This is a genomic window from Dehalobacter restrictus DSM 9455, assembly GCF_000512895.1.
GTDB classification, from domain to species: domain Bacteria; phylum Bacillota; class Desulfitobacteriia; order Desulfitobacteriales; family Syntrophobotulaceae; genus Dehalobacter; species Dehalobacter restrictus.
The window spans coordinates 755,275-781,059 of record NZ_CP007033.1 but is presented as its reverse complement, the minus strand read 5'-3'; the positions used below and the strand labels follow the sequence as shown (position 1 = coordinate 781,059).

Here is a 25,785-nt window from a genome sequence, read left to right as displayed (position 1 = left end):
GTCCCCTTCGTGGTTGTGCTTAATCACAGCCTTCAGTTGAAGGCAAAAATATTTTTAAGCAATAAAATTAAATAGGTTATTCTATTCTTCTTCATAAAGCATAAGGTATTTATTTAGCTTTTCCACATCATAGACGATAAGTTTCTTCCCGTCCTTTCCTAAGATCTTTTCGTTTTTTAGTTTTTTAATGACATTGCACACCGTTATAAAATGCAACCCGGTAATTTGTGAAATATAGTTCTGCGGCAAGGGGATGTCAATAAGACACTTTCCATCCTCATATACGCCTACCTGTAAAACAAGATTTCTAATCAGATGACATATTCTTGTTGTAGCTGTATCATAGGTTCTTTCTACTAACTTTTCTTCAAAGTAGTTTGATTTTTGGCTTAAACCCTTAAGGATTTCTAGCGCAATCGTATTGTCATTGGAGATGATCTGCAGAAGCTGTCCACTTGTAAACATACATGTTTGGGTATTGCGAGTTGCAATAATTTGTAACGGACTGTCTTCCGAAGGAAAAAGCTCATTAATGATAGCATTCTTTTCGGCAAAGTATTGAAAATGTTCCCTGCCACTTGAAGAAAGCCTGGAAACTTTAACTTTACCATCAATAATTAATAATAGTTTTTTCAAATACTGGCCTGGAAGGATTATGGGATCTCCCTTTTTAAAGGTACACATTTCGCCCAAATTAGAATAATCAATTAATGCAGGTATACCATAGAAATTTTCCGGCAAATAGTTTCTCTCTAAATAATCCATAATCACGCCTTATTTTTCTACTGTATAGAATATAAATTCATTAGTTATTAGTCGGGATTTTAATTTTGTATAATTCCGGCCACTCAAGCCACCACTTAAACCTTGGAATGACCTCTGTGCCATACCCAAACATATCGTCAATTTTAACCAGTAGATTTGCAGATGTACGACCGCTTGCGCCGATTGTAATACCCGCTTTATGGAACCAGGAGTCTTCCTTGGAGTTCCAGGGGCAGACCTTCATACATTGGGCACAGCAGACACCTTCTTCATTTTCAGCTCTGAAATGTATACAAGCGTCCAGATTAAAATCCCATCGCTTATAGCCATTATGAACTATTTCATCATCATCATAGCTGATGGCCTGAGCAGGACAGGTTTGGGCACATTTTTTACATACACGGCAGAAGTCCTTTGCGCCAAATTCAATAGGTTTATCAGGAGCTAGCGGAAGATTTGTCGAAACACAGGCAATCATGTGTCTAAACCCTAGTCTGGGATGAGCTACCCCCTGAGGTACCCTGGGTTGTTCACCAAGACCGCTGGCAATAGCAACCGGAGGGATAATAACATATTCTTTTCCCTGGTGAGAAGCAACAGCTTCGTAACCGAGAGCTCTGATATATGCGGCTATGGAAGTGACAATTCCTGATAGTATCATTGTTGCTCTGTTGGATTGAGAATTGGCGATACCGTCGTAGCCGGTAGATCCCAAAAATGTTTCCAGATGTTTATCAACCGATACACAAATGGTATATGGATGAGTGGCAGCACTTACAACATTAGGCTTACAAACTTCTTCGTAAGGCTTTCCTGCTATCATACCAGGCTTATCTGTAACCATGGTTTCCCAAGGGGCGAACTCCGGTGTCAATCCTATGCCAACTTCGTCGGCATTTAAAAAATAGGCAACGTCTTTAATGTTCATAGACATTTTTTCCGGGTCAGGAATAGGCAATTTGTCTTGTGCCGGTTTGCCTTCACAAAGTGTAACTAAATTGTTTTGAACAGTTGCAGTTCCGGTAGCCAGCGGATAGCGACGGAAATCAAAGCTGAGTATACCGTATTTTGCTTTCGGTCCCAGCTCATTACGTAATGCCCTATTAAAACCGCCGTCATACTGCCGTAACCTCGGTATCTCCCCAACAATTTGCGTAGAACCTAACCATTCTTTGTTATTATTAACGTAGTTTACACTAATCCCACCATAGTCCGCTTCCGGTTTCAGCATAGACCATTGCCCGGGTTTTCCTTTTTCATAATTCACCTTGTAGCCGAGCTCTGCTGCTTTAGCTACGCCAGGAATTGCAGTTGCAGCCAAAACACCAGCAGTTGCAGCTAAAGCGGTACTACCTAACAGAAAACTTCTTCGACTCATCTCTTTTTTATTAGTGCGATTTTCTTCTGCGTTCTTAACGTCCTTATTCACTAAGACTTGCCCCCTTTACTTTTGATTTACCTCCTAAGAGACCTAAGAAGCGAGCCAAAATCAAACCAAGTATGACTGCGCTACCCATAAACACGAAGATAGATACACTTACTGCCTTGGCATGGCTATAACCGGCATTAAGATAGATAAAAGATACGCCTGTCCAAAAGTCCAAAAAGAAAATAACATAAAGAACCCAGTTAACCACCGTTAACCATTTTTTACCAGATTTCGCTTTGGGTAACATAATGTAAATAATCCCTGCCACGAAAAGAGCCCCAGCTAAAAAAACAAGAAAAGTCCCCATAATTTCACCTCCCTACCTCACATTTTTTTGATAATAGTCCTTAAAAATAAGTATAGCTATTTCTAAAAATATTTCTGTCATATTTCTAACAAAAATCTCAATTTAGTCAAAAGCACCTGGAGAATTCGGAAAATAATTTTACATAATACATTCTGGCTTATATTGAGCGAGTCAAATATTCTTTAGTCGCTACTAAGCTCATAAAAAAAATTAGATACTATACTGTTCTCAATACTTATAAAATGTTAAAAATGATTTAACAAGGAGGTATGCACATGCGGTTTGGCAGCACAGAGATGCTTGTTGCCTTTATGGAAAATATCAAAAGCATTAAAAAAACTAAAAAACGATATAATATGGGAAAAGAGCTGGAAAGCAAGCTTAATACTGCGATTTAGGATGTGGAAGGAAGAAATAGATGTCAAGCATTACAATTTTCAGACAAATTCTAATAAAAGAATTAATTACAGAAGGTTCTAAGAGCAATACTACCAAACAAATCAATAAAGAGATCAATAACGTTATGGATGAGCTGAAAAAATTTGAAGACAATAAAACCAAAGCGTTAACAGAGGCCTCTTTAAGAGGGTCTGATCAGAACCAATTGGATAGGTTCCGTCAACAGTTTGAAAACAATTCGTCAAGCTACCATTTACAGCGGGATGAACTCCTGCAGAAACTGGAAGCGGTCAGTCAATTTAAGATCGGTGAAGAAATAGTCCTTGCTTCCGTAGAAGGTCCCTACGAACTTCAAATTGGGCAGACCTTGCAAGAGGCTACCGTAGCGGAAATTATAATTAAAGACGGGATCGTTGTTGAAATTCGGAATTGTTAGATTTGTATTCGGTGATAGTCTCTTAACAAGACAGGAGAATGTTTTATGCGATTAACAATCGGTTCATCCTTGGGTTTTTCAGGAACAGCAAGAAATGAAATAGCCAAAGGTGTATATGCCGTGGCAGATTTGGTGCAAACGACGATGGGTCCGATGGGGAAAAATGTAATCATCGAAAGAAGATATGGTTATCCATTGGTAACAAAAGATGGTGTAACCGTAGCCCGGCATATTGTCCTTTTAGATCCGGCTCCATCCGTTGGCGTAAAACTTTGTCAAGAAGTAGCACAAAAGACAAACGATTTAGTTGGCGATGGAACAACGACTTCCATTGTCTTGTTCGCATCCATGGTAAGGCAAGGGATGAAACTCTTGGAGGCCGGCTATAATTCACAACAACTGAAAAAAGGCATGGAGTTGGCTTTGCAATCAGCCTGCGACAAGTTAGAAAAAATGAGTATTCCGGCTGACTCGATTGAAAAAATACTAAGTGTTTCAACGGTCTCCTCGAAAGACATGAAAATAGGAAGGCTTATTGCCGAAGCCATGGAAAGGGTAGGAATAAACGGAATTATTACAGTGGGTTCCAGCCAACAAAAGAAGAGCTTCGTCGAAGTAAGTTCCGGTCTGGAAATTGAGAAAGGATATACCACTCCCAATTTCATTACCAAAGGTGACCGTATGATGATTGAACTTGAGGAAGCGTTTGTGTTTATGACTGACTGCCCCATAACAACAGTCAATGAAATGGATAAGATTCTCAATTGGTGTGTCGCTAACAAAAGAAGCTTGCTGCTAATAGCCAATGATATTCGAAGAGATGCTTTAGGTGCTTTAGTCTGGGCCAAGAAGAGCGGCAGGGTAAACGGGGTGGCCATTGAAGCGATGGGTTCCGGACAGCAGAGACTAGATTTTCTTGAAGATATTGCGGTGTATACGGGTGGCAGTGTTGTCTCTACGTTGTTGGGAAGTTCTTTAGATAGTTGTAGGGTATCAACTTGCGGGAAGGCGGACCGGATCGTCGTGACAGGCGGGAAGACCGTTATAAGCAATGGTCAAGGTAAAACAGAGGATATAGAAAAGCGCATCAGGCAGCTCAGAACCTTGTTAGAGATGAGTTCTAGTAAAGAAGAGCAAGCTGTTTTCAAGAATCGAATTGCCAATTTGTCAGATGGTATAGCTGTTATTCAAGTAGGGGGCATAACCGACATTGAAATGCAGGAATTGAAATACCGGGTGGAAGATGGGGTTCACGCAGCCCAGACAGCTGTGATATCCGGTATCTTGCCGGGAGGTGGGAAAGCAGCCTGGTGGGTGGCCCAGAACTTAAAAGATGAACTTGAAAGTATAAAGCTGGTGGGCAAGAACGAATTAAATGATGGATTAGCAAAGGGTTATGAGATCGTGATCAAAGCTATGGAAGAACCCATGATCCAAATGCTGAAAAATGCCGGCAAAGACTATGTGCAAATTATTAAATCACTCAACTCCGTACAATCTTGGGTTGGCTTCGACATTGTTACCAATCAGATGACGGATATGCTGAGAGGTGGCATCGTAGATCCCAGTTTGACCATAATTAGCTCATTAAGGAACAGTATCAGTTCTGCTTCCATGCTATTAACCTGTGAGGCTTTGGTGGGTGAAGGGTTATTTACCAAGTCTCAACCTGAGCTTAAAGATCTGACTACTTATTGAGTAAGTGTTAGGAAATATTAAAGTACAGAAAAAGCAATTTTTAAATAATTATTCACAATTAAAAGCAAAAAGGGGTTAATTGCATGGAGTCTATGATTCTAAAAGGTGAAAAGGCCAGGAATGCTTTGGTTCGTGGGATCAACCTGGTTACCGATTGTGTGAAGGCAACACTAGGACCAAACGGACATAATGTCGTTTTTGAAGAAAGAAGGCCCCGTTTTCCTACGACTACAAACGATGGAGTCACCATCGTAGAGCGTATCGATCTCCGAGATTCCTTTGAAAATCTTGGTTGCAGAATTCTCCAGCAAGCCGCTGGACAGACGAATAAAATGGCTGGAGACGGAACGACTACTTCGATTATTCTGGCACAGGGGTTTGTACAGGAGGGAATAAAGAACGTTGCAGCCGGCGAGAATTCTTTGGATATATTACAGGGTATGAGTAAGGCAATTGACTTAGTAATAACCAAGCTTAGAGAAAATGCCACTGAAGTAAAAACAATAGAACAAATCCAACAACTGGCGACCGTTTCATCCGGTGAGGAGGAAATTGGAAGAATCATTGCCCAGGCCTATCAAAAAGTAGGAATGAATGGAATTATCCAGTTTGAACTGGGTAAAAAACAAGAAACAATCTTAGATATTGTGGATGGCATTAAATTTGCCAAAGGATATCTTTCTCCTCTCATGATCAATAAGCAGGAAAAGGCCTGTGTAGAGTTGGAGAATCCATTGATTCTGATTGTTGATGAGAGGATTACGTATATCTATCAAATCATGAGCGTTCTGGAAAGTGTTGTTTCCAGTCAAAGGCCCTTGCTTATTATTTCCGAGGACATCTCAATAGAACTATTGAAGTTGTTAGTGTCCAACAAAATAAATAAAACCATGGAGATCGCTGCCGTTACATCCCCTGGTTACGGGGAGAGGCGGAAAGCTTATCTGGAGGATATTGCCACACTTACAGGGGGAATGGTAATCTCTGAGGAAAACGGGATTACCTTGGAGGAAGTACTCAGCCAACATCTGGGCGGCGCTAAAAAAGTAATTGTCCAAAAAGAAAGCACTTCCATAATTGGCGGGTATGGTTCTAAGACCGAGATAGAGGAAAGAGCCCAACAAGTTAAAGCGCGAATTGCGGATGCTGAGGACGATTGGACCAAAGGTAAGCTTCTGGAGAGATTAGGATGGCTGAATGGAAAGATCTGTACTGTTAAAGTAGGGGGGGCTACAGAAGCAGAAGCGATCAGAAAACAATATTTAGTAGAAGATGCTTTGAACTCTACAAGAGCAGGGATCGAGCATGGTGTTTTACCCGGAGGCGGAGTTGCTTTACTGGAAGCAGCAAAAATTTTGGAAACTGTTCAAAGTGCTAATAAGGGTGAAATGGCAGGAAACAAGATTGTATCCGAAGTCTTAAAACTACCAGTAAAAATTCTCGCCGAAAATAATGGACGTAACTCCTTGGAGGTTATCTCAGAAATCATGACTTTACCTCAAGGATATGGGTATGATGCGCTAACAGACTGTTATGTGGACCTTGTGGAGCAAGGAATTTTTGACGCAGCAGAAGTGACTATTCAGGCATTGCAAAATGCTTATTCTGTTGCAGCTTTGGTCATTAATTCTGAGGGTTTAATCACGTATGAGGTCTGAAATAAAAATGACCATACAAATCCAAAAATTATTTAAATATATACTTGATTAATAAATAGAGGATAAAGATTTGTAAAAACATTTTGTTTGGGTAAGTATATGTTAAAAATTAAAATGGGTGGGTGTATGTGATGAATAGTAACGTTCATTTTTGCCTAAAAAGTATACCGACTTTTTCCTCTCTGGACCAAAGAATACGTGGCAAGATGTGCTCTTTTGCCAGCCAGAGATTATACAAAGTTAACGAATATATTTTTAAACAGGATGAGGCGGCTGATACCATTCGTATATTGTTGTATGGCGTCTTGAAACTTTTTAGAGTAAATGAGTGCGGTACAGAAACCATTCTTGATTATGTATCTCCAGGCGAAGTCGTCGGATACGATACTTTCTTCCAGCAAAATGTTTATAATTATACTTCTTGTGTTGCTGTAATAGAATCTAGAATATGTTGTATAGATCGGGCCAATTTTGAAAGACTTTTGATGGATGAACCCACTTTAATGCAAACTACATTATCTGAAATGAGCAATTATTTAGCTAATTTAAATCAAAATATATTGGGTAATAAGATTATGCCTGCCAAAGAAAAATTAAAAAGCACTTTTTTATCTTTAGGCCAAGATCATGGTGTAGAAATTGAAGGCGGAATCAGAATCAATATAAAATTAACTCAGCAAGAAATTGCAGATTTGATTGGAATTTCCCGGCCGGTAGCCTGTCAATTAATTAGCGAACTTGTTGATGAAGGATTCATTGATAGAAAAGGTAAGACTTACATTATTCGCAAAGAGCATTTATGCCCTAATTTATTTATTATGAGTAAGTGGAAGGAATGTTAAAAAGGATCAATCTAACTGCTATTCCACCAATTTACCGTTCACAAACTTAACGGTTTTATCCGCAAATTCGATCACGATCGTATTCGTAGAGTTGTCTATTGTGTCCGGGTCCGGCACTACGGTTCCTAAAGAAAAACTGGAGCCTACATCATCGAATGGATTATGGAATACCCAGGCAAATTTGTAATGCTGTTCAATCCCGATGACCTGACGGTTATCACCAAAGATAAACTCAGGTTCGGTCGAATGCCGGATTAAGTCGTGTCCGTTTTTCAGCTGAAAGTTGATTTTCAAATAATTGTCTTTGATCTCATGCGTCAACTCCATATCTTCAGAGGATACGGGAAATCCAACAGCAAAAAGACTTACAAAAATAAGGAGGATGACGGCTACGGCCCCTACTGTAATGGCTGCCTTTCGGATATAACCCTTCCGTACCTTCTTCAGATAGTCAAGTTCCCTGACCTCCGTTACCGGCACCTCTTCCTTGATTTCATCCGTCATCTCCTGATAGAAAGTCCGGCAGTCTTCACAACCAGCCAGATGTTCTTGTATTTCTTTATTACTGGCTTCACTGGTAAGACCTTCAATATGAGATGGTAATAGGTCCTTGATTATATCACACTTCATTGAACTCTCCCCTTCATCATTTTTTGTTTCCCCCTATAGAAAGTTACCCTGGCCCAGGTCTCATCTCTGCTCAGAATCTCCCCAATCTCGCGAAAACTGAATTCTCCTGTGAGTCTCAGGTACATCACTTCCCGCATTGGTTCAGCCAACAGATGCAATTCTTTAAATAAGCTCATTTTCCCGTCACGCAGTACGATATGATCTTCCACAGAATGATCTGCCGAAGGAATTTCCGGGGAGAGCTCTGTCGTTTGTGTTCTTTTATTCCCGGCCAGCGTCTGATACCAAATATGTTTGGCAATCTGACAAAGCCAGACATAGATTTTACAGGTCCCATCATAACTTTTCAGCGATTTAAGGGCACGGTAAAAAGTCTCCTGCATCAGCTCTTCTGCGATTTGTTCTTCGTGGCAAAGACTCAATAAGTATTTATAAACCTGGCGTGCATACTCCTTATATAGTTGCTCGAACTCCTGCATCCATTCACCTCCTCCGAACATATATCCAAAAAATGAACAGTCCGTTACATCATCATGAAGAAAAAGCACCGAGATTTCGGTGCCTAAAAAATTATAGCCTATTAGGATGTCCTTAATACCTCACCTCCCTGCAAGCAGTATAGACCCTCCACTACGGGGGAAAGTCAAGGCCATTACTCCTTTTTCTCTTTCTTTTTCTTTCGGGATAAGGACGCCCCACCGAAGCCGCTGATCACAGCAATATAGAAGCCAAAATCATACCACCAGCCTGTATTTACGGTCTCATAGATTCTGATATTGTCCTTAAATAACCCGACAATCAGTGAAATTGGCGCAACCCACCCATGCCAAACGCCCCATAAAAAACCCGCCGGTCTTTCAGATGTATACGTACCATCTCCAGGTATACATCCTGTCAATGTGAATGAAATTAAGATTGCCATAATCATGAAGATAATATATTTCTTTTTCATATAGGCCTCCTTACCCAATTACTTATTTTTATTCCGTCAGTATTTCCTTAATCAGGTCAATACCATTATAAGATATTTCTAGCAGAAGCAAAATAAGATTCAACATGGAACAATTTTGGAATCAATTATCCAATACTCCCCGACACAGAGAGCCTGACTTAGAGCTATACATACCTCCCCTGCCGTATGCTTGACGGAATGGCAAATCTACTTTATTCTCTATTTATTGAAAATTTTTATTGCACGTGAACGGTGCCAGGAGATAAATCATGGACTATTTAGGCAAAAATATACGGAAGCTCGGTTTTGGACTGATGCGGCTTCCGATAATCGAAAAAGAAATTGACCTTGCGCAGACCAAAGAAATGGTTGATCTGTTCATGGCCAAGGGTTCCACTTACTTTGATACGGCGTACGGCTACATCAATGGGAAATCGGAAGAGGCCATCAAGACAGCCCTTGTTGACCGCTATCCCCGCGAGAGCTTTCAACTTGCGACCAAGCTTCCGGCCTGGGCGGCTGCCACTGCCAAAGATGCGAAAGAAATGCTCCATACCTCGCTTCGGCGCACAGGAGCCGGATATTTTGATTACTATCTGATGCATAATGTGAGTGAAAGCCGCAAGAAAGTCTTTGACGACTTCGGTATCTGGGATTATATGCTGGAGCTGAAAGAGAAGGGACTTGCCCGTCATATCGGTTTTTCTTACCATGACAAGGCTGATTTACTCGACCGTATCCTGACTGAACACCCGGAGACAGAATTTGTCCAACTTCAGATCAACTATGCTGATTGGGAAAGCGAATCCGTTCAGTCACGCCAATGCTATGAAGTGGCACTTAATCATAATAAACCGATCATTATCATGGAACCCGTCAAGGGCGGCGTACTGTCAAACCCTGCCGACAGTGTCCGGAAGATATTTGAAGAAGCTGATCCTAAGGCCTCTTTGGCATCTTGGGCCATTCGCTTTGCCGCTTCTTTGGACAATGTCATCACTGTGCTCAGCGGGATGTCTACTTCCCAGCAGATGAAAGATAATCTTTCCTATATGGAGGATTTCCGGCCTTTGAGTCTGGAAGAAAAGGCCGTGATCGTACGGGCACGGGAGGCTCTCCGTGCGATTCCCTCTATTCCTTGTACCTCGTGTGCGTATTGCGTTAAAGGATGCCCACAGCAAATTCACATACCGGTTTTTTTAGATGCCTTGAACCGGAATATGATCTTCGGTGATTTACAAGGTGCCAAAAGGACTTATCAAATTGCCTTGATGCTGGGCAGCACAAAGCCTTCCGCGTGTATTGCCTGCGGCAACTGTGAAGACGTCTGTCCTCAGCAAATCCATATTATTGACACGTTAAAGGATGCCGCAGCTCTCTCGGAATAGGATTAATTCGTTTGCAGTTCAACCATCTTAGCTTGAATTGCATTCAATAAATCCTGCCAGGTCTTGTTATATTTTTTAAGGAACGGGATTGGATCAATATGATCTGTTTCCCGATAGGCATAAGAGATATCCATATGACTGAAGATATCTTTTTGGGGGTCCCAACCATATCGGATACAAGCGTCTGCAACCAAAAGAACGGTCTGATCCCAAACTTTTTTAAATTGCTCGGGCTGATTTCCTTCCGGTTCACACATTTCTACGGAAAGGTACCTTTGGTTGGCTGTTCGGGCAGCATGCCAGGCCATTTCGTCTTCCGGAATCATTTGCACGGTTTCAGTCCAATCCGCAACATAATGGGTAGAGGAATAACGGTTGGGGTAATTAAAATATTGAACTATTTTCTGTGCGGTGGCCCCAGGATCCGCTGTGGAATGAATGACAAATCCTTGGGGGGATAAAGGCGTAGTCGGCCGGTTGTAAGAGAGCAGCTGTATCCCCACTTTAAGACTCGGGAAACGGACCGGAAGCGTCCTTGACTCCGTGAGACTTCCTGTGCTTGGTCTGAGAATTCCTGAACCATCTGCATCCGCAATAACCTTAAAATTATAGTTGCCAATGTCCTGAACGCTTTTGTCATTGAGTGTCAGGATTATTTTTTGACCGGTCGTAACGTTCAGGCCCGATATCTTGACCCTTTGTCCAGCATCGAAAATCTGTTCAGGGGTTAATGCATTCATGGCTCCGTTTATCGTGATTTTATCCTGCCCGGCTATCGCCAAGTACTTATCCGGAAGGAAGAACTCCACGGTTCCGTTGTTCATGTTTTCCCCAGGAAGATAGACCAGGTAAATATTCTTGGTGGCTCCCGCGATTGTACTCGCCGGAGATACTGAAAGTTCGCCATCGTTGGTATTGGCTAAATTAATGATCCGCTGCAGGACCGGAAATTTAACTGCATTCTCTCCGCCAAGTCCCGTCACCACCGTAAAAGGTGTGATCTTCCCTTTAAGATATTTTTGCGTAACCTCCGGCAGGGTGTCACGCACGAGAATAAGCGGGGATGATGATTTAGCAGCCAGTACAGCACCAGTTAAAGCATCGGCGAACTCTGTTCCTTTGGGCCCCTCACCCACAGCAACAAACAAGCGGGAAAAATCCAATTGGCCGGAAAAGTACGCTAAAACCGCTACATTGGTGGCATAACGGTCAGAACCAGCTAACCGGAAAGCTTCCGGCACTTGTTGGGCTACCCCCTCGCTGATTACGCCTGTACCTCCAACAATATAGGCTTGCTCAATGGTCTGTTTTTGCACATATTCCTTGACGCTTTGCGGCAGCCTGTCTTTACCGGCGAGTAAGATCGGTATTTCCGCTTGAGCTGCCACCACCGCAATGGAGAGTGCATCCGGATAATTCTTCCCTGTCGCCAGAATCATCTTGTTGCTGTTTAACTCTCTGGCGATTTTTACCGATGTTTCATAGCGGTCATTACCGGCGAGACGAATGATCTCGATCACACCGGCTTCACGCAGTGTTATCTCAATCTCCGCAGAGATGCTCGAAGTCCCGCCTGTAATAAATACGCGCTTGACACCAAGCCGTTGAATCTCACTCTGTGCATCAGCATTCAGGGATTCAGACTCCGTCAGCAGGATTGGAGCATGATACTTCGCCGCCAGTGGCCCGGCGCAGAGAGCGTCTGCAAAGTCATCGCCGCGGGCCAAGACAGCATACTCCGACGATTCCCATCCTTTCTGGGAAATGGCTGCCGCTGTCGCATAACGGTCTGAACCATAGATTCGATCGATTTGAGTCGTATCTGCATTCGCTGAGCTTGTCATCCATCCGGTGAAAAAAAGAAAACAAAATATAAGTAATCCACTGGATCGAAGGTGTCTTAATAATTTTATGTACAATCTGCTTTCCTCTTTTGTTTTATTTCTTGTCAAATCATGATGTTTCCATAAGAGAATTGTACTATATTTATTCCTTTCACCACCAGTTGATATGTTTTCCTCTTCTAGAAATAGATGTAAAACCTCCAAACAGAAATTGTAAGGAGGTTTTATGAACCCAGGATTTTATTTTTCAATAATGGGCATTACAATTCTGGTCAGAAGCTCACTCTCCGGAACATCGCTGGGCGCATTACAGTAGTATTCGTAATACACGCCAGCCGGTTTGCAGCCATTTTCTTCGATCCAGCGGAACATTTCGTTATAAGGCTGCTCCATCCCGCTATAGGGTCCCTTGTAAATGCAGCTGGCAGATTTGCCGGCTGGAATCTCCCGAGCATGAATCTCCTCCTTATCCGGGAAAAGCTTAGCAACGGGAAACCCCATTTCTACATCCAGGTTTTCCATATCCAGGTTGTAGTAGGCAGTATACGGAGCATCGACCGGCTGGACACCGAGTTCATTCAGATACCCCATGATTTTCCCATAGCTTTCGCCGATCACTTTCGGCAGTTCGGCCACGGTCGTTTTCGCTGTGACCACCAGGGCAGGCTGAGCTTTACGCTCCGAAAGTTCAATTTGAAACATGACACTTTTCTCCCTTTCAAATATTTTTGTTCCATTGAGTTTTCACTATCTCTAAGTTTTCACTACCTCTATCTTACTGGAATGCATTGACAATAGGATGTCATATTTGAGGAGCTTCGTATTTTTCTAAAGCCTGTTTTAACCGTTCGGTAACGATTCGCCGGATATGTACGGGCTCCAATACTTCAACATAGCTGCCGAAAGAAAGGATATAGCCATAGACCCACTCATCTTCCGGAAAGTCCACCTCGACGACCAAAGTGCCGTCCTCATTTTTTGTAATGAGTTCTTCGGCAAAATCATCGTAAATCCGGTTTAAGATCCTGGGCTGAAACTTTAGTTTAAGATGGACAGAATCCGGTAGGCCGCTTGCCTCTTCTTCCCATTCCGGACAAAGCCTCGGGGTAAATGTTTCTTCCAAGACCATAACATTTTTAACTCTGGTCAGACGAAAAATGCGGTGCCCTTCCCGCTTGCGGCAGTAAGCAATTAAATACCAGGTATGGCCTTTGTACAGCAGCCTCTCCGGTTCAGCCGAACGGCTGCTTTTTAGGCCATTGGAATTTACGTAATCAAAGGAAATTACCCTGCGCTGCCAAATCGCTTCTTTAATATCGTTGAATTTATTCTTTTCATTGGGCGTGTGCTCCAATAAGAGAAATCAATCTCGATCCGATCTTTGCGGGAGGGCTCCTTAAACACCGCTCCAAGTTTTGTCAGGATATCCTCGCTTTGCGGATATCCGGTAGCTTGCAGGGTCTGCAAAGCAAGCAGCAAACCGTCCCTCTCCTGCTCACTGATCATGACCTTGCTCAGAGAATACTCCTCCAGCAGCGATATTCCCCCGCCGTTGCCTCTGGTCATCACCACCGGAACCCCGGACGTGGATAGAATATCAATATCCCGGTAAATCGTCCGCACAGATACCTGAAACCGGTCGGAGAGCTCACCGGCAGTGATGGTCCCTTTATTCAATAAAAGAATAATCATTTCCAAAAGCCGGTTGATCTTCATCGTTTCACCTCTTAGAACATATGTTCTATTGTTATTTTATACCATCAACAGATTAAATGCAATAATTAAATATATAGGAGGCCAAATGGCTGATAGAAAATCTCGCCTATTGCTATTTATTCAATAATAGCTAATACTAAAATGTCAGAGTTTTTTTATCATAATGGCAATTATCTTATGGAAAGATTCTCGCTTACTCAAAATAATATGATCATGAAGGGGTTAACAGATGAAAAAAGCAAATACCAAACATCGTCCAGAGAAACAAGCTTCCCTTATCGTTGATAAAGAAAATGAATTGTTAAAGTTCCTTATCGCTCAGTTGCCACAACAAGGGAGAAACTCTATTAAGTCACTTCTCGCCCATCGCCAGATTTCTGTAGACGGCGAAGTAACAACTTTGTTTAACTATCCGTTGGTTGCTGGTCAAAAGGTTAACATTAATCGGAGCAAAGTCTATCAAGAAAGAAGAGAGCTCAAGCCCCTGGGGCTAAAGATTTTCTTTGAAGATGAATATCTTATCATCATAGAAAAACCTGCCGGAATGCTTTCAATCGCGACCGACAGAGAAAAGGAATTAACAGCTTATAATGTTTTAAGTACACATATCAAAAAAAGAGATAATCAGAGTCGGGTTTTTGTTGTACATCGACTGGATAGAGAAACCTCCGGGGTCATGATGTTTGCCAAAAGCGAAGAGATAAAGGAAAAACTCCAAAACGCCTGGAAGGAAGTTGTTCTGGAAAGAAGTTATGCCGTGGTTGTTCATGGTCCCCTAACCGACGATCAAGGGACCATCACCTCTTGGTTAACGGAAAATAAAGCGCTTCGAATGTACTCTAGCAAGACTCCCAATGGGGGGCAAAAAGCCGTGACCCATTACAAGGTATTGGAAAAAAACAATTCCTATTCTTTATTGGAGGTAAAACTGGAGACCGGCCGCAAAAATCAAATACGTATTCATATGCAAGATATCGGGCACAGTGTTATCGGGGATATAAAATATGGAGGAATAAAGAGCAGCATCAACCGGTTAGGACTTCATGCTCACATCCTGGCTTTCAAGCATCCGGTAACCAATGAAATTATGCATTTTGAAAGTCCGATTCCTAAAGAGTTCTTGAGTTTTTTTCATAAAAAACAAAATAAGTAATCCTAAGGAATGATTTGCTTTACTCGACCTACAATGCCATTACTTAGCCGGACTTTAATTCCATGAGGATGATTCGATGAATTCGTTAGAATATCTTTAACGATTCCTTCGGTCAATTTTTCTGTTCGCTGATCTTGTTTTTGTACGATAAAAACGTGTGTGCCGGGCTTAATATTTGCACGATTATTTCCATCCATCAATATGAACACCTACTTATTGCTAATTTTCTGGCAGCTAAATCTCAGAGAAAATATCAGATAAAAGTATTTCCAAATCCGGAAAGACAGTCGATTGAATCGTATCTCCCTGCTGGAAACTCCTTAGATTGTCTATATCTCTTTCTTTAGAAAAAGCGTATTGAAGAATGCTTTTGTTTTCCAGACTTACAACCCAGTATTCTAAAACACCGCTTTTCATATAGAGATTTAATTTGGCAACCAGATCTTTGCCTTTGGTCGAAGGAGACAAGACTTCGACCACCAGAGTCGGTATGCCTTCATACTTGTTCTTTTCATTAACCTTGTCTTCATCACAGATCACGATGACATCCGGCTGGACAACATTCGGATCTTCTTCAAACTTGGTCGCATAACCGAAAAGCCGTATATCCAACGGAGCGGTTAAGGATCGACAAGGTTTTCCCCTAAAATAGTTATAAAAATGACCGGATATTTCGTTAACAACCACCTGGTGGGTAAAGGAAGATGAAGCTAACAGATAAATCTCACCGTCGATCAGTTCGTACCTTTGATCAGAGGAATCAACCAGCTCCATATATTCTTCATAGCTCACCGTTTTTGTCGATCGATATGTATTTGCTTCTTCGTGGACAAGGAAATAGTTCGGTTCGTTATAACGGATGAGTTTGGCAACACTCTTGCCGTTCTTGGTAATAATAATATCTTCCTTCTCTACCAGAGAAAGATATTTTCCAAAAGCATTTTGCATATCTGTGGTATTGATACGCATAAGATCACCTTCATCCTGGATTTACTAACTTAGGTATTATTATAAAAAATATTAGCTACTACGTCAATTTATTATTAGCTAATGTTCTTTTCTCACATTTTTATAAAGCGAGAATGATCTCGCTTTCTTCCGAGAAAGGAGTCGTTCAATGGGAATACATGAAATCACCGAAAACCAACACCGCTATTTTTTCAGCGGCAAGACCCGCCCTGTAGAATTCAGAATCTCGGCACTCCGAAAATTACAACGTGCCTTGCGCGAAAATGAGGATGGTCTATGTACTGCAATGATGCAGGACTTCAATAAGCCACCCTTCGAAACCTATATGACGGAAATCGGTATTGTACTGGATGAAATCAGATTCCATATTCGCCATCTGCCCAGATGGTCAAGAGAACGCAAGGTCAGAACGCCCCTCTCCCAGTTCCACGCCAAGAGCTTCCTATCACCAGAGCCTTATGGCGTAGTGCTGATTATAGCACCGTGGAATTACCCGATACATCTTTGCCTTGAACCGTTAATCGGTGCAATATCCGGCGGGAACTGTGCAGTCCTCAAGCCTTCCGCTTATACTCCGAGTACCAGCCGCGTTTTAGCTAAAATAATTTCGGATATTTTTGACCCTGCGTATATCACAGTCGTCGAGGGCGGCAGAAATGAAAATCAGGTGCTGCTGGATGAAAAATTCGATTCCATCTTTTTCACCGGAAGCGTGGCCGTAGGAAAAACCGTCATGGAGGCCGCATCCAAAAACCTCACACCTGTGACGTTGGAGCTGGGAGGAAAAAGCCCTGTTATTGTGACCGAGACAGCTAATTTGCGTCTGGCAGCAAAGCGTATCGCCTTCGGCAAAGTGCTTAATGCCGGGCAAACCTGTGTCGAACCAGATTATCTGATGATCCATGAATCCGTCAGGGATCGCTTTCTAACCGAATACGCCAATGCCCTGAAGGATTTTTTCCCTTCGTCAGATATGTCCGACATGCCGGTGATTGTAAATGAAAAGCATTTTAAGCGCCTTGTCGGGCTGATGGACGGCGAAAGCAAGGCTATAGGCGGCGGATATGCCGAGCCAAGGCGTTTTATTGAGCCAACCGTATTGATCGACGTTAAGCCCGAATCTCCCATCATGCAGGAAGAAATCTTCGGTCCCATTTTACCCGTGATGACCTATACAGATATCGAAACGGTTATTGAATATATCCGGAGTCATCCCAAGCCTCTGGCGCTCTATTTGTTCACTTCAAGCAAAGCGATGGAGGATAAAATCCTGGAGACCTGTTCCTTTGGCGGCGGCTGTATCAACGATACGATCATCCATCTAGCCACACCGCACATGGGCTTCGGCGGTGTGGGATATTCCGGCATGGGTCAATATCATGGCAAACTCAGCTTTGATACTTTCACCCATTATCGCAGCATTGTCAAAAAGTCCACTTGGCTTGATCTGTCCATGAGATATCACCCTTATACAGATGGAAAGTTCAAACTAATCAAGCGTTTTTTGAAGTAGAAGTATGATTCCTTCTAAGCTGCTTAAAATAAAGACTGGAAAGGGCAAGTTAAAATAAAGGAGGGCTTATAATTAACAAAACAAAGTTAATTGCATTATCCCTAACCGTTGCTTTAATTTTTACTTTGTCATTGTCTTTCGTGGCAATTGCTGCTACGGAGCAGAATAGCCCGAACGTACAATCCCCGTCCTGCTATGACAAAATGATCGACAGAATATCGCAAGAAAAGGGAATTTCTAAGGAAGAAGCTAAAGTTCGATTAGAGGCAAAGCTCAAGGAGATCGCCCAGAAAAAAGGTATTACGGTCGAAGAACTGAAAAAGCGGATGGCGGAAGGTAAATGCTGCAAAGGCCACGGAAAAATGGATGAAGCGAAACTTAAGGAAATAGCTGAAAAAAAAGGCATAACGGTTGAAGAGCTAAAGCAGAGGATAGAAGAACACCATAGCAACAAGGAAAAAGCTCTTCAGTAGCGGATAGACACCCTGCTGACAACATGATTATTCTTGCCCTTTCCTTTACTATTCACCTCAATACTGATCCCTTTGAGCACTTATTTTTTTTGTCAAATGATTTCATCGGCATGGATTTTGGCAATGATCCTTTATTTCGTGGTACAATATATCCGGCGATTAGGATGTAACTGACAATAAGAAGCCTTACCGCTGACCATACCAGCGATAAACTGTGATTTGCAATCAGGGAGCAAGATATGATTTTCTTCGGACATTTAGGATTGACAGGATTAGCTGCAAAAGCAGCCGAAAAATCCTTAGGAGACATCAAAATTGATTACAGAGTAGTCTTCGTCGGGTCCATTTTGCCCGACTTGATTGATAAACCTATCGGCCGTTTTTTGTTTGCCGAAACCTTCCATACCGGTAGAGTATTTGCACACACGTTATTGTTTATCTTTCTCTTATTGGGGATTGGATACTATCGTTGGCATAGATATCAAAAAAGTGGTTGGTTGGTGTTGACCGGAAGCTGTCTTTTCCATGACATATTTGACGCCATGTGGATGATTCCGGAGACATTTTATTGGCCGCTTTACGGCATGAAATTTTATGCGTCAACAGAAGGGTCATGGCTTCAAGCAGATTTGACCAGCCTAATGACCGATCCGGCATCTTATGTGCCGGAGATTACGGGGTTTATCATCATCCTGTATTTCATCCGAAAATTGATTGTACACCATAGGGCTAAGGCTTTCCTCCAAAATGGCGTACTATAAAGAGCAGTGACTCGGCCGCCCGGCACATGGATACATAGAGACTTACGTTTTAAGCGTCCGCAGGTACGCCTTTGCTTCGTCGCCGATCCGGTAACTCTCAATCGCTTTCTGGATAGCTTTGTTGTGCGTCCACTTCTCCAAACGCTGTTCCTGTATGTACGGCAAGACCGCTTCGTACTGCTTGGCCAATGCCGTTGCGAAATACCAGGCGATCATCATGTTGACATAGTATTCGTCTGACCGGATAACCGCCACAAGCTCAAGCATCTCCGGCTGGAAATCGTCATCGAGATAGAAGCGCATCAGCATTCCGATCCCAAACCGCACCGTATAAGTCCGGCCGGATACCAGCCATACTTTGATTTTTTCGTAGAGTTCGGGCAGGTGCTTTTTGAATATCTTCGGTGAAATGAGGTCACAGGTTGCCCAGTTGTCTATGTACGGCAGAAACTCGTCAACGGCGGCAACAGCAGTATCATAATCCCTGATCGTTTCAATCAGGAAACCGTGCAGGTTATTTTCTTCATAATACGCATGCGGCAGGATTTTGAGGAACTCCGAAGCCTCCGGCGTTTTGGAAAACTCCCTGGCGAGCTTCCGCAGATCCGGCGTGCGGACGCCGATCACGTTTTCCGGGTTCACCGTCGGCATAAGTTTGCACGCAAACTCTTTGTATTTCAGATCCTGCAGCTCGAATAGCCGGCGCAGTATCTCTTCTTTGCTGCTCATATCGTTATCCCTTTCATCAACAGAATGTTATTCTGGGATTTATTAACCGAGTAAGTGCATCATTTGTTTCCATAGGATTCTCCTAATCAACAATATCCTTCACTAAAAAGAAATAGACCGCCCAAAAGCGGCTGTTACGAGGAATCAGGTATCAGCATGGTTCCTCTTTGCTTATAGTATATACCATACCTAAGTTAAATCACATACTAATTGTAAGATTTTTGAACGACAATTTTCCTCTTGACGTCCATTTAGTTCCGGAGTAGAATTAAATTACTTCGAAGGAGGAACTAAGTTTGGATGCTGAAAAACTCTTAATGGAAGATACCCTATTTCAGTTCATCGACCGGATCAGACCGCTGATCTCCAATGAGTTATGGGCGAATATTCTGCTGAACGTCACCAAAAATGAATTACTCGTCCTCCTGCTTTTATATCGCCAAGAGGATGTCACCATGTCGCAGGTCGCCCAGTATCTGCGTGTTCCACTAAACACGGCAACCGGCATTATCTCCCGCATGGAGAAGCAAACATTGCTCAGCCGCGAGCGGAATGAAGATGACAAGCGTGTCGTAACCATTCGTCTCAGTGCGTCCGGCAGGAATCAGATCCGACAGATTCTTACGACCTTCAGGCAATACGGACAAAAGGTTCTTTCCGAGCTGACCTCCGAGGAAACAGCCCTGATCTTCACGATCATCGAGAAAGTCATCTCTGTTATGCAAAAGGAGCAGTTCCAAGCGATGAACAGTCCCGCGCAGACGATACGAAAAATCATCATCGAGTGAGTCTTCAAGTGAACATCAACTGAATGATCAATGAGTGATTGATTACGATTAACGATTGTGACTCAGGCTGCCGGACGGGCAGTCTGCTTTAGAACGAATACTTCCATCATGGAACTATTCGTCTGTCGAATCTAAGAAAGGAGTTTTTGAGATGGGTACGATTTTGATCTTTACAGGCAAAGGCGGCGTCGGTAAAACAAGTGTCGCTGCAGCCCATGCCATGCTTTCCGTGGGTGATGGCCGGAAAACGCTTCTTGTCAGCACCGACATGGCCCATAATCTGGGCGACTTATTTGAATTGACACTCGGCAGTGAGATCACGGCCCTGGATAACGGCCTTCATTTGCTGGAGATCAATCCGCATGACGTTATGGAAAACGACTTCAAGGATATGAAACAAGCCTTCCTCCGCCTGGTTGCTTCCAGCGGCATGGCCAGTGAACAATTGGAACAGATTGCTGTTTTTCCGGGTATGGATGAACTGTTTTCCTTGCTTAAAATCTTATCGCTTCATCAAAGCGGCCATTATGACCGCATCATCGTCGACTGCGCGCCCACAGGCGAAACACTGGCGCTGCTTAAGTTTCCCGAACTGCTGTCCTGGTACATGGAGAAAATGTTCCCGATCGGCAAGGCAGCGCTAAGGATCCTTTCCCCGATATCCAAAACAGTCTTCAAAGTACAGCTGCCTGACCGGCAGGCCATGACGGATATCGAGAGACTCTACGTAACACTCCTTGAATTTCAGACCCTTCTGAAAGATCCCGCAACAACGGCCATCCGCCTAGTCACCATACCTGAAAAGATGGTTGTGGAAGAAACGAAGCGCAACTTCATGTATTTGAATCTTTACGGCTTCAATGTGGACTGTCTTTTCATCAACCGGATCTTACCGCAGGATCTGAATAATCCGTTTTTTGATGAATGGATCGCCATCCAGACGCGATACACCGAGGAACTTGAAAGTTTATTTACCGGCAGGACTATCCGCCGCATCCCCTGGTTTGACAGCGATTTAAACGGTGTCGGCGGCATCGGACGCCTGGCGGAAATCCTTGCTGAGAGCAGTCCTCTGTTTGAGCTGCAGCCGCCATCAGCGGGTGAGCATTATGAAAAGACAGAAACAGGCTATGCCTTAGTCCTGGATCTGCCATTTGTGGAAAAAGGCGACATCCGTTTCAACGAGTCCGCAACCGATCTGATTTTGAAAATCGGGAACTTCAAACGCAGCATTCCAAAACCCGCAACCCTTCGCCACTACCTGGTCAACTCCGCCAAGTTAACCGATGGCAAGCTCACTGTACGGTTCGAACCAAAATAAAGGAGGTCATATCATGAATACCGCCATTAATCCGGAATTCATCCAAAAAATGCTCGAAGCGAAACGGCTGCAAAAGGAAGCCTTGGAAACCTTGATGCCTGAGAACGTCAGACACCATCTGTCCGTCATTGAAAAAGAAGTTAAAGATTTGCTGCTGGAATACCTGATGGACGGCTCCGAAACCTCAAAAAACACAGACCAACCTGAAACTCACAGCAACGTTCACTCGGTAACCATCAATTAGGAGGAAAACAGCATGCGTATCATTTTATATACCGGAAAAGGCGGTGTCGGCAAGACCTGTGTCGCCGCTGCAACCGCCATTAGGCTGGCCAATGAAGGCCACCGCGTACTCCTAATGAGCACCGATCAAGCCCACAGCTTGTCTGATTCACTCGCCATGAAGCTTGGCAGTGAACCAACCGCAGTCATCCCCAACCTGGATGCCCTGGAAATCGACGTCGTCAAGGAAAGCGAAAAAGCTTGGGGAAGCTTAAAATCCTATATCAAGCAAATGATCCTGTCACGGGCCGAGGGCGGGATTGAAGCGGAAGAACTCCTCATTTTTCCCGGCCTTGAAGAGCTGTTCTCCTTATTTACGGTGTTGGATTATTACGAAAAGAAAAAGTATGACGTGATCATCGTCGATTGTGCCCCAACGGGTGAAACGCTGAACCTGCTGAAATACCCGGAAATGCTCGGGGAAATCGTCAGCAAAATTCTTCCCATGAAGCGTCAGGCCGTCAAGATTGCCGGACCGGTCGTCGAAAAAGTCCTTAAGGTGCCGATGCCCAAAGATAATGTCTTTGAAGACCTGACGAAGCTGATGGCTAAGCTCGAACGTCTTCAGGCCCTGATGCTCAACAAAGAAGTCCTCACCGTGCGCCTCGTGACGACGCCTGAAAAAATCGTCATCAAGGAAACAAAACGCAGCTTCACTTGGCTGAGCCTGTTTGATTACCAGGTAGACGGCATCATCGTCAATAAAGTATTTCCGCAGGAAGCGCTATCCGGCTATTTCAACCGCTGGGTCGAACTTCAAAATGAAGGCTTGAACGAAATCAGGGAAAGCTTTGCTGATCTTCCCGTCTTTTACCTGAATCTGCTGAAACACGAACTCAAATCGGTTCCCGTACTGGCCCAGATCGGGGATCTCTACGGTAAAATGAATCCGGAGGCCGTTTTATGCCGGACACGGCTAATGGAGACCTTCCGGGATAACGATCAGGATGTCCTGATTTTCCACCTGCCCTTTGCCGACAAATCGGAAATGGCGCTTTCTCAGGCCGGCGGCGAGATTCAAATCACCATAAAAAATGAAAAGCGGTGCATGATGCTGCCACCGCATTTATTAAATAAACAGATTACTTCCGCCAAGCTTGATGAGGGGAAATTGCAGATCCGGTTTAATCATCATCATGCTTGATCACTTCCCACCACTGGATATGTCAACAAGCATATCGATGTATTAAAACACCCGAGGGAATTCTCCCTCGGGTTTCTTTAAAAAATCTAGCAGCAGCAACCACGCCTCCGTCTTACAGGTGGATGACATGGCGGATGATGATAAGCAGGCGGCCTATGGCTTGGCGGCCAATGACGCGTTCCTGCTAATATGGGCGATACTATCCCCACCGTATTATTAATCGGCGCGACTACAGGTTTTCGTATAATATATTTGGCCAGAAAAGGGAGAAACGCTAGACCGGAAAGATACATATAATCATCTCCTACATTCTGTTTTCGTCTCCCAATACTATCTTATGTAGACATCCTATTGGTTGTCCCAAAATAGAAGGTTATCGAAAAAAACTACATTCTCTCCTGCATCGCTTTGATTAAAAAATCATTCACTTGTTTTTTATACGCTCTAAATATATGGAATATTTTGTAAATATATGTTATGATAGCCCTGCAACAGATGGCGTGCAGGGCGGTCGGCATTCCCTCCGGAAAGGAGGTGATGCCCATGGAAGTATTTCAAGCTTTGATGTTGATGGTTTCATTTGCGACTTTGGTCGTTTTGATACTATCATTTCATAAAAGGAAATAGACCGCCAACCTGCAAATGATAACGGTCTATTCCGTTTACTAATGCCGACCGCCCTCAAAGCGGCTGTTGTGAGGAATCATGTATAGAGCATGGTTCCTCTTTTCTTATAGTATATAACAAATCCGATATAAAATACATATTAATTGTAAAATTTTTGAAGTCTAGAACGTTGCTCAAAGATCATCGCTATCAAGACCGCCCATATTCTCAATTTCCGGATTCATTTGCTCCCCCTGGCTTTTCTCCCGGTAGATTTCCAGCACGGTTTTATTGGCCACCGCTCCCAGGTAAGCGATCAAAACAATGGCGATGATGATTCCTGTCCTTCCCAGACCCGCAAGGACATGAATGAAAATTCCCAGAAAAGAGAAGATCAGGCCGAAGTAGATGGCCATGATCAGGGTCAGCTTCAAATTTTGCAGAAGAAAACCAATTCCTCGTTGAAAATTTTCTTTGATCGACCCTTCATCGACGACAATCGCATACTGGACGTAAACAAACACGACGTTAATCAACCCCAGAAAAACCAGTTCGGGGTTAATCAGCATCAGGATCAGCGGCCAAAGGCCCAGGACTTGTAAGACTAAAAACCGCAACCAGAACTGATTGCCAAGCACAAAGAAGTCCTTCCAGCCCATGGGCCTGCGTCCGGACTCGGCCAATACACCCAAATAGCCGCTGTGAAGGAAACTAAGGATCAGCGTCGCACTGAGAAGCAGCAAGATATTAAACAGGGTCAACTGGTTTACGATTCCGGACACGCTGCCATTGTTAGCCTGAAAGAGAGGCGACGGAAAGTCCTCAAGGATAGACCGCACACTCGGCGGCGCCGATACAAGCCCGATCTTCAGGTTTAGCAGCTTATGAGCAGGCAGGTATTCTGTCCGGAAAATTTTCTCATAGAGCAGATAGTTCGCCAGATCCAGGATGATGGGGATCAATACTATCCCAATGACGCGGTGGACCGGTTTGAATTGATCGTAGAACTTATCGCGCATCGACATGGCTTTTCCTCTGACTCTTCCATTTATTTGTATTATAATAAAATTATACCACAGATACGGAGGCTATTATGAAAAAGTGATTGTCAGAAAGGATACCGGCAGTGCTGAGCAGACGCCTCCCATCCTTTAAAAGGAAATAAACCGCCCCTGTCAAGGTGATATGCTCCCTTCATAGAAACAGTTTTATTATTTTAACTGTCTACTACGAAGGGAGCATATCAGTCAAGGGAGTAGCGGTTTATTTCCTTACTCTCAATGCCGACCGCCCTTAAAGCGGCTATTAAAATTGCTATACAAGGAATCTTCCGATTCGGTTGTTGACTAAATCATCGACCGCTTCGCTCGCTTCAAATAAATTAGCTGCATAGGCATCCGCTTTTATACTAGCTGCATATTTAACCGTTACCGGTGCACCACCGACGATGACTTTAACCTGTGAACGCAGCCCCTGTTCGGTTAATGCGTTAATGATATAGCCTAATTCCGGCAGCGTTGTAGTCAAAAGCGAAGACAACGCCAGAACGTCCGGTTTATACCTTCGGACAGCCTCGATAAATGATTTCACCGTGACATCAATGCCCAAGTCAATAACCGTGTACCCGCTGCCCTGAAGCACCATAACGATTAAGGACTTTCCGATATCATGTAAATCTCCTGCAACTGTGCCAATTGCCACAATCCCCTTTTTCGAACCACTGTGTCGTGATATTATCGGTTCCATTACATACATCGACGCATGTGCCGCTCTGGAGGACATCAGCACATCTGTCACATAAATTTCCCCATTAAACATTCTTAATCCAAGATCTTTAAACGCCGGGTTGATGGCAGTGTCAATAATCTTATCTGTTCGAAGCCCGTTATTGAGAGCTTCTTTTGTCTTATCCATCGCCATCTGGGTCTGGCCTTTTTCAATGGCTTCCTGAAGTTCAACAAGTACTTTTTCCATTTTTCATC

At 43.4% G+C, this 25,785-nt stretch carries 30 protein-coding genes; 15 read left to right on the top strand and 15 right to left on the bottom strand.

What is annotated here, in order from left to right; translation table 11 throughout:
- Positions 1-81: 81 nt before the first annotated feature.
- From DEHRE_RS03765 to DEHRE_RS03755, 3 genes are read right to left on the bottom strand one after another with little or no spacing between them, the layout of a single operon-like run.
- Positions 82-765, bottom strand: a complete 684-nt coding sequence (locus DEHRE_RS03765; protein ID WP_025205273.1) for a Crp/Fnr family transcriptional regulator — start codon at positions 763-765, stop codon at positions 82-84.
- A 40-nt stretch (positions 766-805) separates the two neighbouring features.
- Positions 806-2,194, bottom strand: coding sequence for a reductive dehalogenase (locus tag DEHRE_RS03760; protein ID WP_025205272.1), 1,389 nt, complete (start codon positions 2,192-2,194; stop codon positions 806-808).
- Positions 2,187-2,501 (bottom strand): hypothetical protein, encoded by a 315-nt coding sequence (locus tag DEHRE_RS03755; protein ID WP_025205271.1) that lies wholly within the window; start codon positions 2,499-2,501, stop codon positions 2,187-2,189. The genes DEHRE_RS03760 and DEHRE_RS03755 overlap by 8 nt, the downstream gene beginning before the upstream one ends.
- 275 nt (positions 2,502-2,776) lie before the next feature.
- On the opposite strand from DEHRE_RS03755, the gene DEHRE_RS15465 reads away from it, so the two are divergent.
- The 5 genes from DEHRE_RS15465 (at position 2,777) to DEHRE_RS03735 (ending at position 7,534) form a co-directional block, all read left to right on the top strand.
- Positions 2,777-2,899 (top strand): hypothetical protein, encoded by a 123-nt coding sequence (locus DEHRE_RS15465; RefSeq protein WP_282432040.1) that lies wholly within the window; start codon positions 2,777-2,779, stop codon positions 2,897-2,899.
- Between the two features lie 20 nt (positions 2,900-2,919).
- Positions 2,920-3,336 (top strand): YlqD family protein, encoded by a 417-nt coding sequence (locus tag DEHRE_RS03750; RefSeq protein WP_025205270.1) that lies wholly within the window; start codon positions 2,920-2,922, stop codon positions 3,334-3,336.
- Positions 3,337-3,381: 45 nt separating this feature from the next.
- Positions 3,382-5,034, top strand: coding sequence for a chaperonin GroEL (gene groEL, locus DEHRE_RS03745; RefSeq protein ID WP_025205269.1), 1,653 nt, complete (start codon positions 3,382-3,384; stop codon positions 5,032-5,034).
- An 83-nt stretch (positions 5,035-5,117) separates the two neighbouring features.
- Positions 5,118-6,692 carry an Hsp60 family chaperonin gene (locus tag DEHRE_RS03740; RefSeq protein WP_025205268.1) on the top strand — a complete coding sequence of 525 codons (1,575 nt, stop codon included), beginning with the start codon at positions 5,118-5,120 and terminating at the stop codon, positions 6,690-6,692.
- Between the two features lie 131 nt (positions 6,693-6,823).
- Positions 6,824-7,534, top strand: a complete 711-nt coding sequence (locus DEHRE_RS03735) for a Crp/Fnr family transcriptional regulator (protein WP_025205267.1) — start codon at positions 6,824-6,826, stop codon at positions 7,532-7,534.
- Positions 7,535-7,552: 18 nt separating this feature from the next.
- Here the strand turns inward: DEHRE_RS03735 and DEHRE_RS03730 are convergent, their stop codons facing one another.
- From DEHRE_RS03730 to DEHRE_RS03720, 3 genes are all read right to left on the bottom strand, one after another.
- The gene (locus DEHRE_RS03730; RefSeq protein ID WP_025205266.1) at positions 7,553-8,164 is read right to left on the bottom strand and encodes a zf-HC2 domain-containing protein; all 612 of its coding nucleotides are present in this window, start codon (positions 8,162-8,164) and stop codon (positions 7,553-7,555) included.
- A complete protein-coding gene (locus DEHRE_RS03725) occupies positions 8,161-8,643 on the bottom strand; it encodes an RNA polymerase sigma factor (RefSeq protein ID WP_025205265.1) in 483 nt (160 codons plus the stop codon). The genes DEHRE_RS03730 and DEHRE_RS03725 overlap by 4 nt, the downstream gene beginning before the upstream one ends.
- Positions 8,644-8,816: 173 nt before the next feature.
- Positions 8,817-9,116 carry a hypothetical protein gene (locus DEHRE_RS03720; protein ID WP_025205264.1) on the bottom strand — a complete coding sequence of 100 codons (300 nt, stop codon included), beginning with the start codon at positions 9,114-9,116 and terminating at the stop codon, positions 8,817-8,819.
- Between the two features lie 269 nt (positions 9,117-9,385).
- Here DEHRE_RS03720 and DEHRE_RS03715 point away from each other — a divergent pair, with 269 nt between their 5' ends.
- Positions 9,386-10,504: an aldo/keto reductase gene (locus DEHRE_RS03715; RefSeq protein ID WP_025205263.1), complete on the top strand. Its 1,119-nt coding sequence runs from the start codon at positions 9,386-9,388 to the stop codon at positions 10,502-10,504.
- A gap of 2 nt (positions 10,505-10,506) precedes the next feature.
- Here DEHRE_RS03715 and DEHRE_RS03710 read toward each other — a convergent pair whose 3' ends face one another.
- The 4 genes from DEHRE_RS03710 to DEHRE_RS15180 all read right to left on the bottom strand — a co-directional run bounded on the left by DEHRE_RS03710 (position 10,507) and on the right by DEHRE_RS15180 (position 14,064).
- Positions 10,507-12,348, bottom strand: a complete 1,842-nt coding sequence (locus DEHRE_RS03710) for a cell wall-binding repeat-containing protein (protein WP_242837032.1) — start codon at positions 12,346-12,348, stop codon at positions 10,507-10,509.
- 240 nt (positions 12,349-12,588) lie between these two features.
- Positions 12,589-13,050: a GyrI-like domain-containing protein gene (locus DEHRE_RS03705; RefSeq protein WP_025205261.1), complete on the bottom strand. Its 462-nt coding sequence runs from the start codon at positions 13,048-13,050 to the stop codon at positions 12,589-12,591.
- Between the two features lie 100 nt (positions 13,051-13,150).
- Positions 13,151-13,702, bottom strand: coding sequence for a helix-turn-helix transcriptional regulator (locus tag DEHRE_RS15185; RefSeq protein WP_242837031.1), 552 nt, complete (start codon positions 13,700-13,702; stop codon positions 13,151-13,153).
- On the bottom strand, positions 13,633-14,064 hold the full coding sequence (locus tag DEHRE_RS15180) for a helix-turn-helix transcriptional regulator (RefSeq protein WP_242837030.1): 432 nt from the start codon (positions 14,062-14,064) through the stop codon (positions 13,633-13,635). Before DEHRE_RS15180 ends, DEHRE_RS15185 begins: the two co-directional genes overlap by 70 nt.
- A gap of 229 nt (positions 14,065-14,293) precedes the next feature.
- Here DEHRE_RS15180 and DEHRE_RS03695 point away from each other — a divergent pair, with 229 nt between their 5' ends.
- Complete coding sequence (locus DEHRE_RS03695) at positions 14,294-15,217, top strand: RluA family pseudouridine synthase (RefSeq protein ID WP_025205260.1); 924 nt, start codon at positions 14,294-14,296, stop codon at positions 15,215-15,217.
- Between the two features lie 2 nt (positions 15,218-15,219).
- Here DEHRE_RS03695 and DEHRE_RS03690 read toward each other — a convergent pair whose 3' ends face one another.
- Both DEHRE_RS03690 and DEHRE_RS03685 read right to left on the bottom strand, forming a co-directional pair.
- A complete protein-coding gene (locus tag DEHRE_RS03690; protein WP_025205259.1) occupies positions 15,220-15,414 on the bottom strand; it encodes a YwbE family protein in 195 nt (64 codons plus the stop codon).
- Positions 15,415-15,451: 37 nt separating this feature from the next.
- Positions 15,452-16,186 (bottom strand): type II toxin-antitoxin system prevent-host-death family antitoxin, encoded by a 735-nt coding sequence (locus tag DEHRE_RS03685; RefSeq protein WP_025205258.1) that lies wholly within the window; start codon positions 16,184-16,186, stop codon positions 15,452-15,454.
- Positions 16,187-16,334: 148 nt separating this feature from the next.
- On the opposite strand from DEHRE_RS03685, the gene DEHRE_RS03680 reads away from it, so the two are divergent.
- From DEHRE_RS03680 to DEHRE_RS03670, 3 genes are all read left to right on the top strand, one after another.
- Positions 16,335-17,699 (top strand): aldehyde dehydrogenase, encoded by a 1,365-nt coding sequence (locus tag DEHRE_RS03680; protein ID WP_025205257.1) that lies wholly within the window; start codon positions 16,335-16,337, stop codon positions 17,697-17,699.
- A 140-nt stretch (positions 17,700-17,839) separates the two neighbouring features.
- Entirely contained in the window at positions 17,840-18,172 is a 333-nt protein-coding gene (locus tag DEHRE_RS03675) for a hypothetical protein (RefSeq protein ID WP_025205256.1), read from the top strand.
- 239 nt (positions 18,173-18,411) lie between these two features.
- Positions 18,412-18,933 (top strand): metal-dependent hydrolase, encoded by a 522-nt coding sequence (locus DEHRE_RS03670; RefSeq protein WP_025205255.1) that lies wholly within the window; start codon positions 18,412-18,414, stop codon positions 18,931-18,933.
- A 42-nt stretch (positions 18,934-18,975) separates the two neighbouring features.
- Here the strand turns inward: DEHRE_RS03670 and DEHRE_RS03665 are convergent, their stop codons facing one another.
- On the bottom strand, positions 18,976-19,662 hold the full coding sequence (locus DEHRE_RS03665; protein ID WP_026071878.1) for a DNA alkylation repair protein: 687 nt from the start codon (positions 19,660-19,662) through the stop codon (positions 18,976-18,978).
- A gap of 317 nt (positions 19,663-19,979) precedes the next feature.
- On the opposite strand from DEHRE_RS03665, the gene DEHRE_RS03660 reads away from it, so the two are divergent.
- The 5 genes from DEHRE_RS03660 to DEHRE_RS15625 all read left to right on the top strand — a co-directional run bounded on the left by DEHRE_RS03660 (position 19,980) and on the right by DEHRE_RS15625 (position 23,824).
- Complete coding sequence (locus tag DEHRE_RS03660; RefSeq protein ID WP_141690648.1) at positions 19,980-20,450, top strand: MarR family winged helix-turn-helix transcriptional regulator; 471 nt, start codon at positions 19,980-19,982, stop codon at positions 20,448-20,450.
- A gap of 151 nt (positions 20,451-20,601) precedes the next feature.
- Entirely contained in the window at positions 20,602-21,771 is a 1,170-nt protein-coding gene (locus DEHRE_RS03655; protein WP_019226202.1) for an ArsA family ATPase, read from the top strand.
- 13 nt (positions 21,772-21,784) lie between these two features.
- Positions 21,785-22,015 (top strand): hypothetical protein, encoded by a 231-nt coding sequence (locus tag DEHRE_RS03650; RefSeq protein WP_019226203.1) that lies wholly within the window; start codon positions 21,785-21,787, stop codon positions 22,013-22,015.
- Positions 22,016-22,027: 12 nt separating this feature from the next.
- A complete protein-coding gene (locus DEHRE_RS03645) occupies positions 22,028-23,197 on the top strand; it encodes an ArsA family ATPase (RefSeq protein ID WP_019226204.1) in 1,170 nt (389 codons plus the stop codon).
- Between the two features lie 477 nt (positions 23,198-23,674).
- Positions 23,675-23,824, top strand: a complete 150-nt coding sequence (locus DEHRE_RS15625) for a putative holin-like toxin (protein ID WP_353853131.1) — start codon at positions 23,675-23,677, stop codon at positions 23,822-23,824.
- A gap of 173 nt (positions 23,825-23,997) precedes the next feature.
- On the opposite strand, the gene DEHRE_RS03640 is transcribed toward DEHRE_RS15625, so the two are convergent.
- Together DEHRE_RS03640 and DEHRE_RS03635 are read right to left on the bottom strand one after the other, a co-directional pair.
- Positions 23,998-24,828, bottom strand: a complete 831-nt coding sequence (locus tag DEHRE_RS03640) for a protein-tyrosine phosphatase family protein (RefSeq protein ID WP_019226207.1) — start codon at positions 24,826-24,828, stop codon at positions 23,998-24,000.
- Positions 24,829-25,117: 289 nt separating this feature from the next.
- Positions 25,118-25,777 carry a cobalamin B12-binding domain-containing protein gene (locus tag DEHRE_RS03635; protein WP_019226208.1) on the bottom strand — a complete coding sequence of 220 codons (660 nt, stop codon included), beginning with the start codon at positions 25,775-25,777 and terminating at the stop codon, positions 25,118-25,120.
- Positions 25,778-25,785: the final 8 nt, after the last annotated feature.

Bases quoted from the DNA above. Each gene is read 5' to 3' on its own strand.
- DEHRE_RS03765 (WP_025205273.1), bottom strand. From the start codon at position 765: ATGGATTATTTAGAGAGAAACTATTTGCCGGAAAATTTCTATGGTATA.
- DEHRE_RS03755 (WP_025205271.1), bottom strand. From the start codon at position 2,501: ATGGGGACTTTTCTTGTTTTTTTAGCTGGGGCTCTTTTCGTGGCAGGG.
- DEHRE_RS15465 (WP_282432040.1), top strand. From the start codon at position 2,777: ATGCGGTTTGGCAGCACAGAGATGCTTGTTGCCTTTATGGAAAATATC.
- DEHRE_RS03750 (WP_025205270.1), top strand. From the start codon at position 2,920: ATGTCAAGCATTACAATTTTCAGACAAATTCTAATAAAAGAATTAATT.
- groEL (WP_025205269.1), top strand. From the start codon at position 3,382: ATGCGATTAACAATCGGTTCATCCTTGGGTTTTTCAGGAACAGCAAGA.
- DEHRE_RS03740 (WP_025205268.1), top strand. From the start codon at position 5,118: ATGGAGTCTATGATTCTAAAAGGTGAAAAGGCCAGGAATGCTTTGGTT.
- DEHRE_RS03735 (WP_025205267.1), top strand. From the start codon at position 6,824: ATGAATAGTAACGTTCATTTTTGCCTAAAAAGTATACCGACTTTTTCC.
- DEHRE_RS03730 (WP_025205266.1), bottom strand. From the start codon at position 8,164: ATGAAGTGTGATATAATCAAGGACCTATTACCATCTCATATTGAAGGT.
- DEHRE_RS03725 (WP_025205265.1), bottom strand. From the start codon at position 8,643: ATGCAGGAGTTCGAGCAACTATATAAGGAGTATGCACGCCAGGTTTAT.
- DEHRE_RS03720 (WP_025205264.1), bottom strand. From the start codon at position 9,116: ATGAAAAAGAAATATATTATCTTCATGATTATGGCAATCTTAATTTCA.
- DEHRE_RS03715 (WP_025205263.1), top strand. From the start codon at position 9,386: ATGGACTATTTAGGCAAAAATATACGGAAGCTCGGTTTTGGACTGATG.
- DEHRE_RS03710 (WP_242837032.1), bottom strand. From the start codon at position 12,348: ATGACAAGCTCAGCGAATGCAGATACGACTCAAATCGATCGAATCTAT.
- DEHRE_RS03705 (WP_025205261.1), bottom strand. From the start codon at position 13,050: ATGTTTCAAATTGAACTTTCGGAGCGTAAAGCTCAGCCTGCCCTGGTG.
- DEHRE_RS15180 (WP_242837030.1), bottom strand. From the start codon at position 14,064: ATGAAGATCAACCGGCTTTTGGAAATGATTATTCTTTTATTGAATAAA.
- DEHRE_RS03695 (WP_025205260.1), top strand. From the start codon at position 14,294: ATGAAAAAAGCAAATACCAAACATCGTCCAGAGAAACAAGCTTCCCTT.
- DEHRE_RS03690 (WP_025205259.1), bottom strand. From the start codon at position 15,414: ATGGATGGAAATAATCGTGCAAATATTAAGCCCGGCACACACGTTTTT.
- DEHRE_RS03685 (WP_025205258.1), bottom strand. From the start codon at position 16,186: ATGCGTATCAATACCACAGATATGCAAAATGCTTTTGGAAAATATCTT.
- DEHRE_RS03680 (WP_025205257.1), top strand. From the start codon at position 16,335: ATGGGAATACATGAAATCACCGAAAACCAACACCGCTATTTTTTCAGC.
- DEHRE_RS03670 (WP_025205255.1), top strand. From the start codon at position 18,412: ATGATTTTCTTCGGACATTTAGGATTGACAGGATTAGCTGCAAAAGCA.
- DEHRE_RS03665 (WP_026071878.1), bottom strand. From the start codon at position 19,662: ATGAGCAGCAAAGAAGAGATACTGCGCCGGCTATTCGAGCTGCAGGAT.
- DEHRE_RS03660 (WP_141690648.1), top strand. From the start codon at position 19,980: ATGGAAGATACCCTATTTCAGTTCATCGACCGGATCAGACCGCTGATC.
- DEHRE_RS03655 (WP_019226202.1), top strand. From the start codon at position 20,602: ATGGGTACGATTTTGATCTTTACAGGCAAAGGCGGCGTCGGTAAAACA.
- DEHRE_RS03650 (WP_019226203.1), top strand. From the start codon at position 21,785: ATGAATACCGCCATTAATCCGGAATTCATCCAAAAAATGCTCGAAGCG.
- DEHRE_RS03645 (WP_019226204.1), top strand. From the start codon at position 22,028: ATGCGTATCATTTTATATACCGGAAAAGGCGGTGTCGGCAAGACCTGT.
- DEHRE_RS15625 (WP_353853131.1), top strand. From the start codon at position 23,675: ATGATAGCCCTGCAACAGATGGCGTGCAGGGCGGTCGGCATTCCCTCC.
- DEHRE_RS03640 (WP_019226207.1), bottom strand. From the start codon at position 24,828: ATGTCGATGCGCGATAAGTTCTACGATCAATTCAAACCGGTCCACCGC.
- DEHRE_RS03635 (WP_019226208.1), bottom strand. From the start codon at position 25,777: ATGGAAAAAGTACTTGTTGAACTTCAGGAAGCCATTGAAAAAGGCCAG.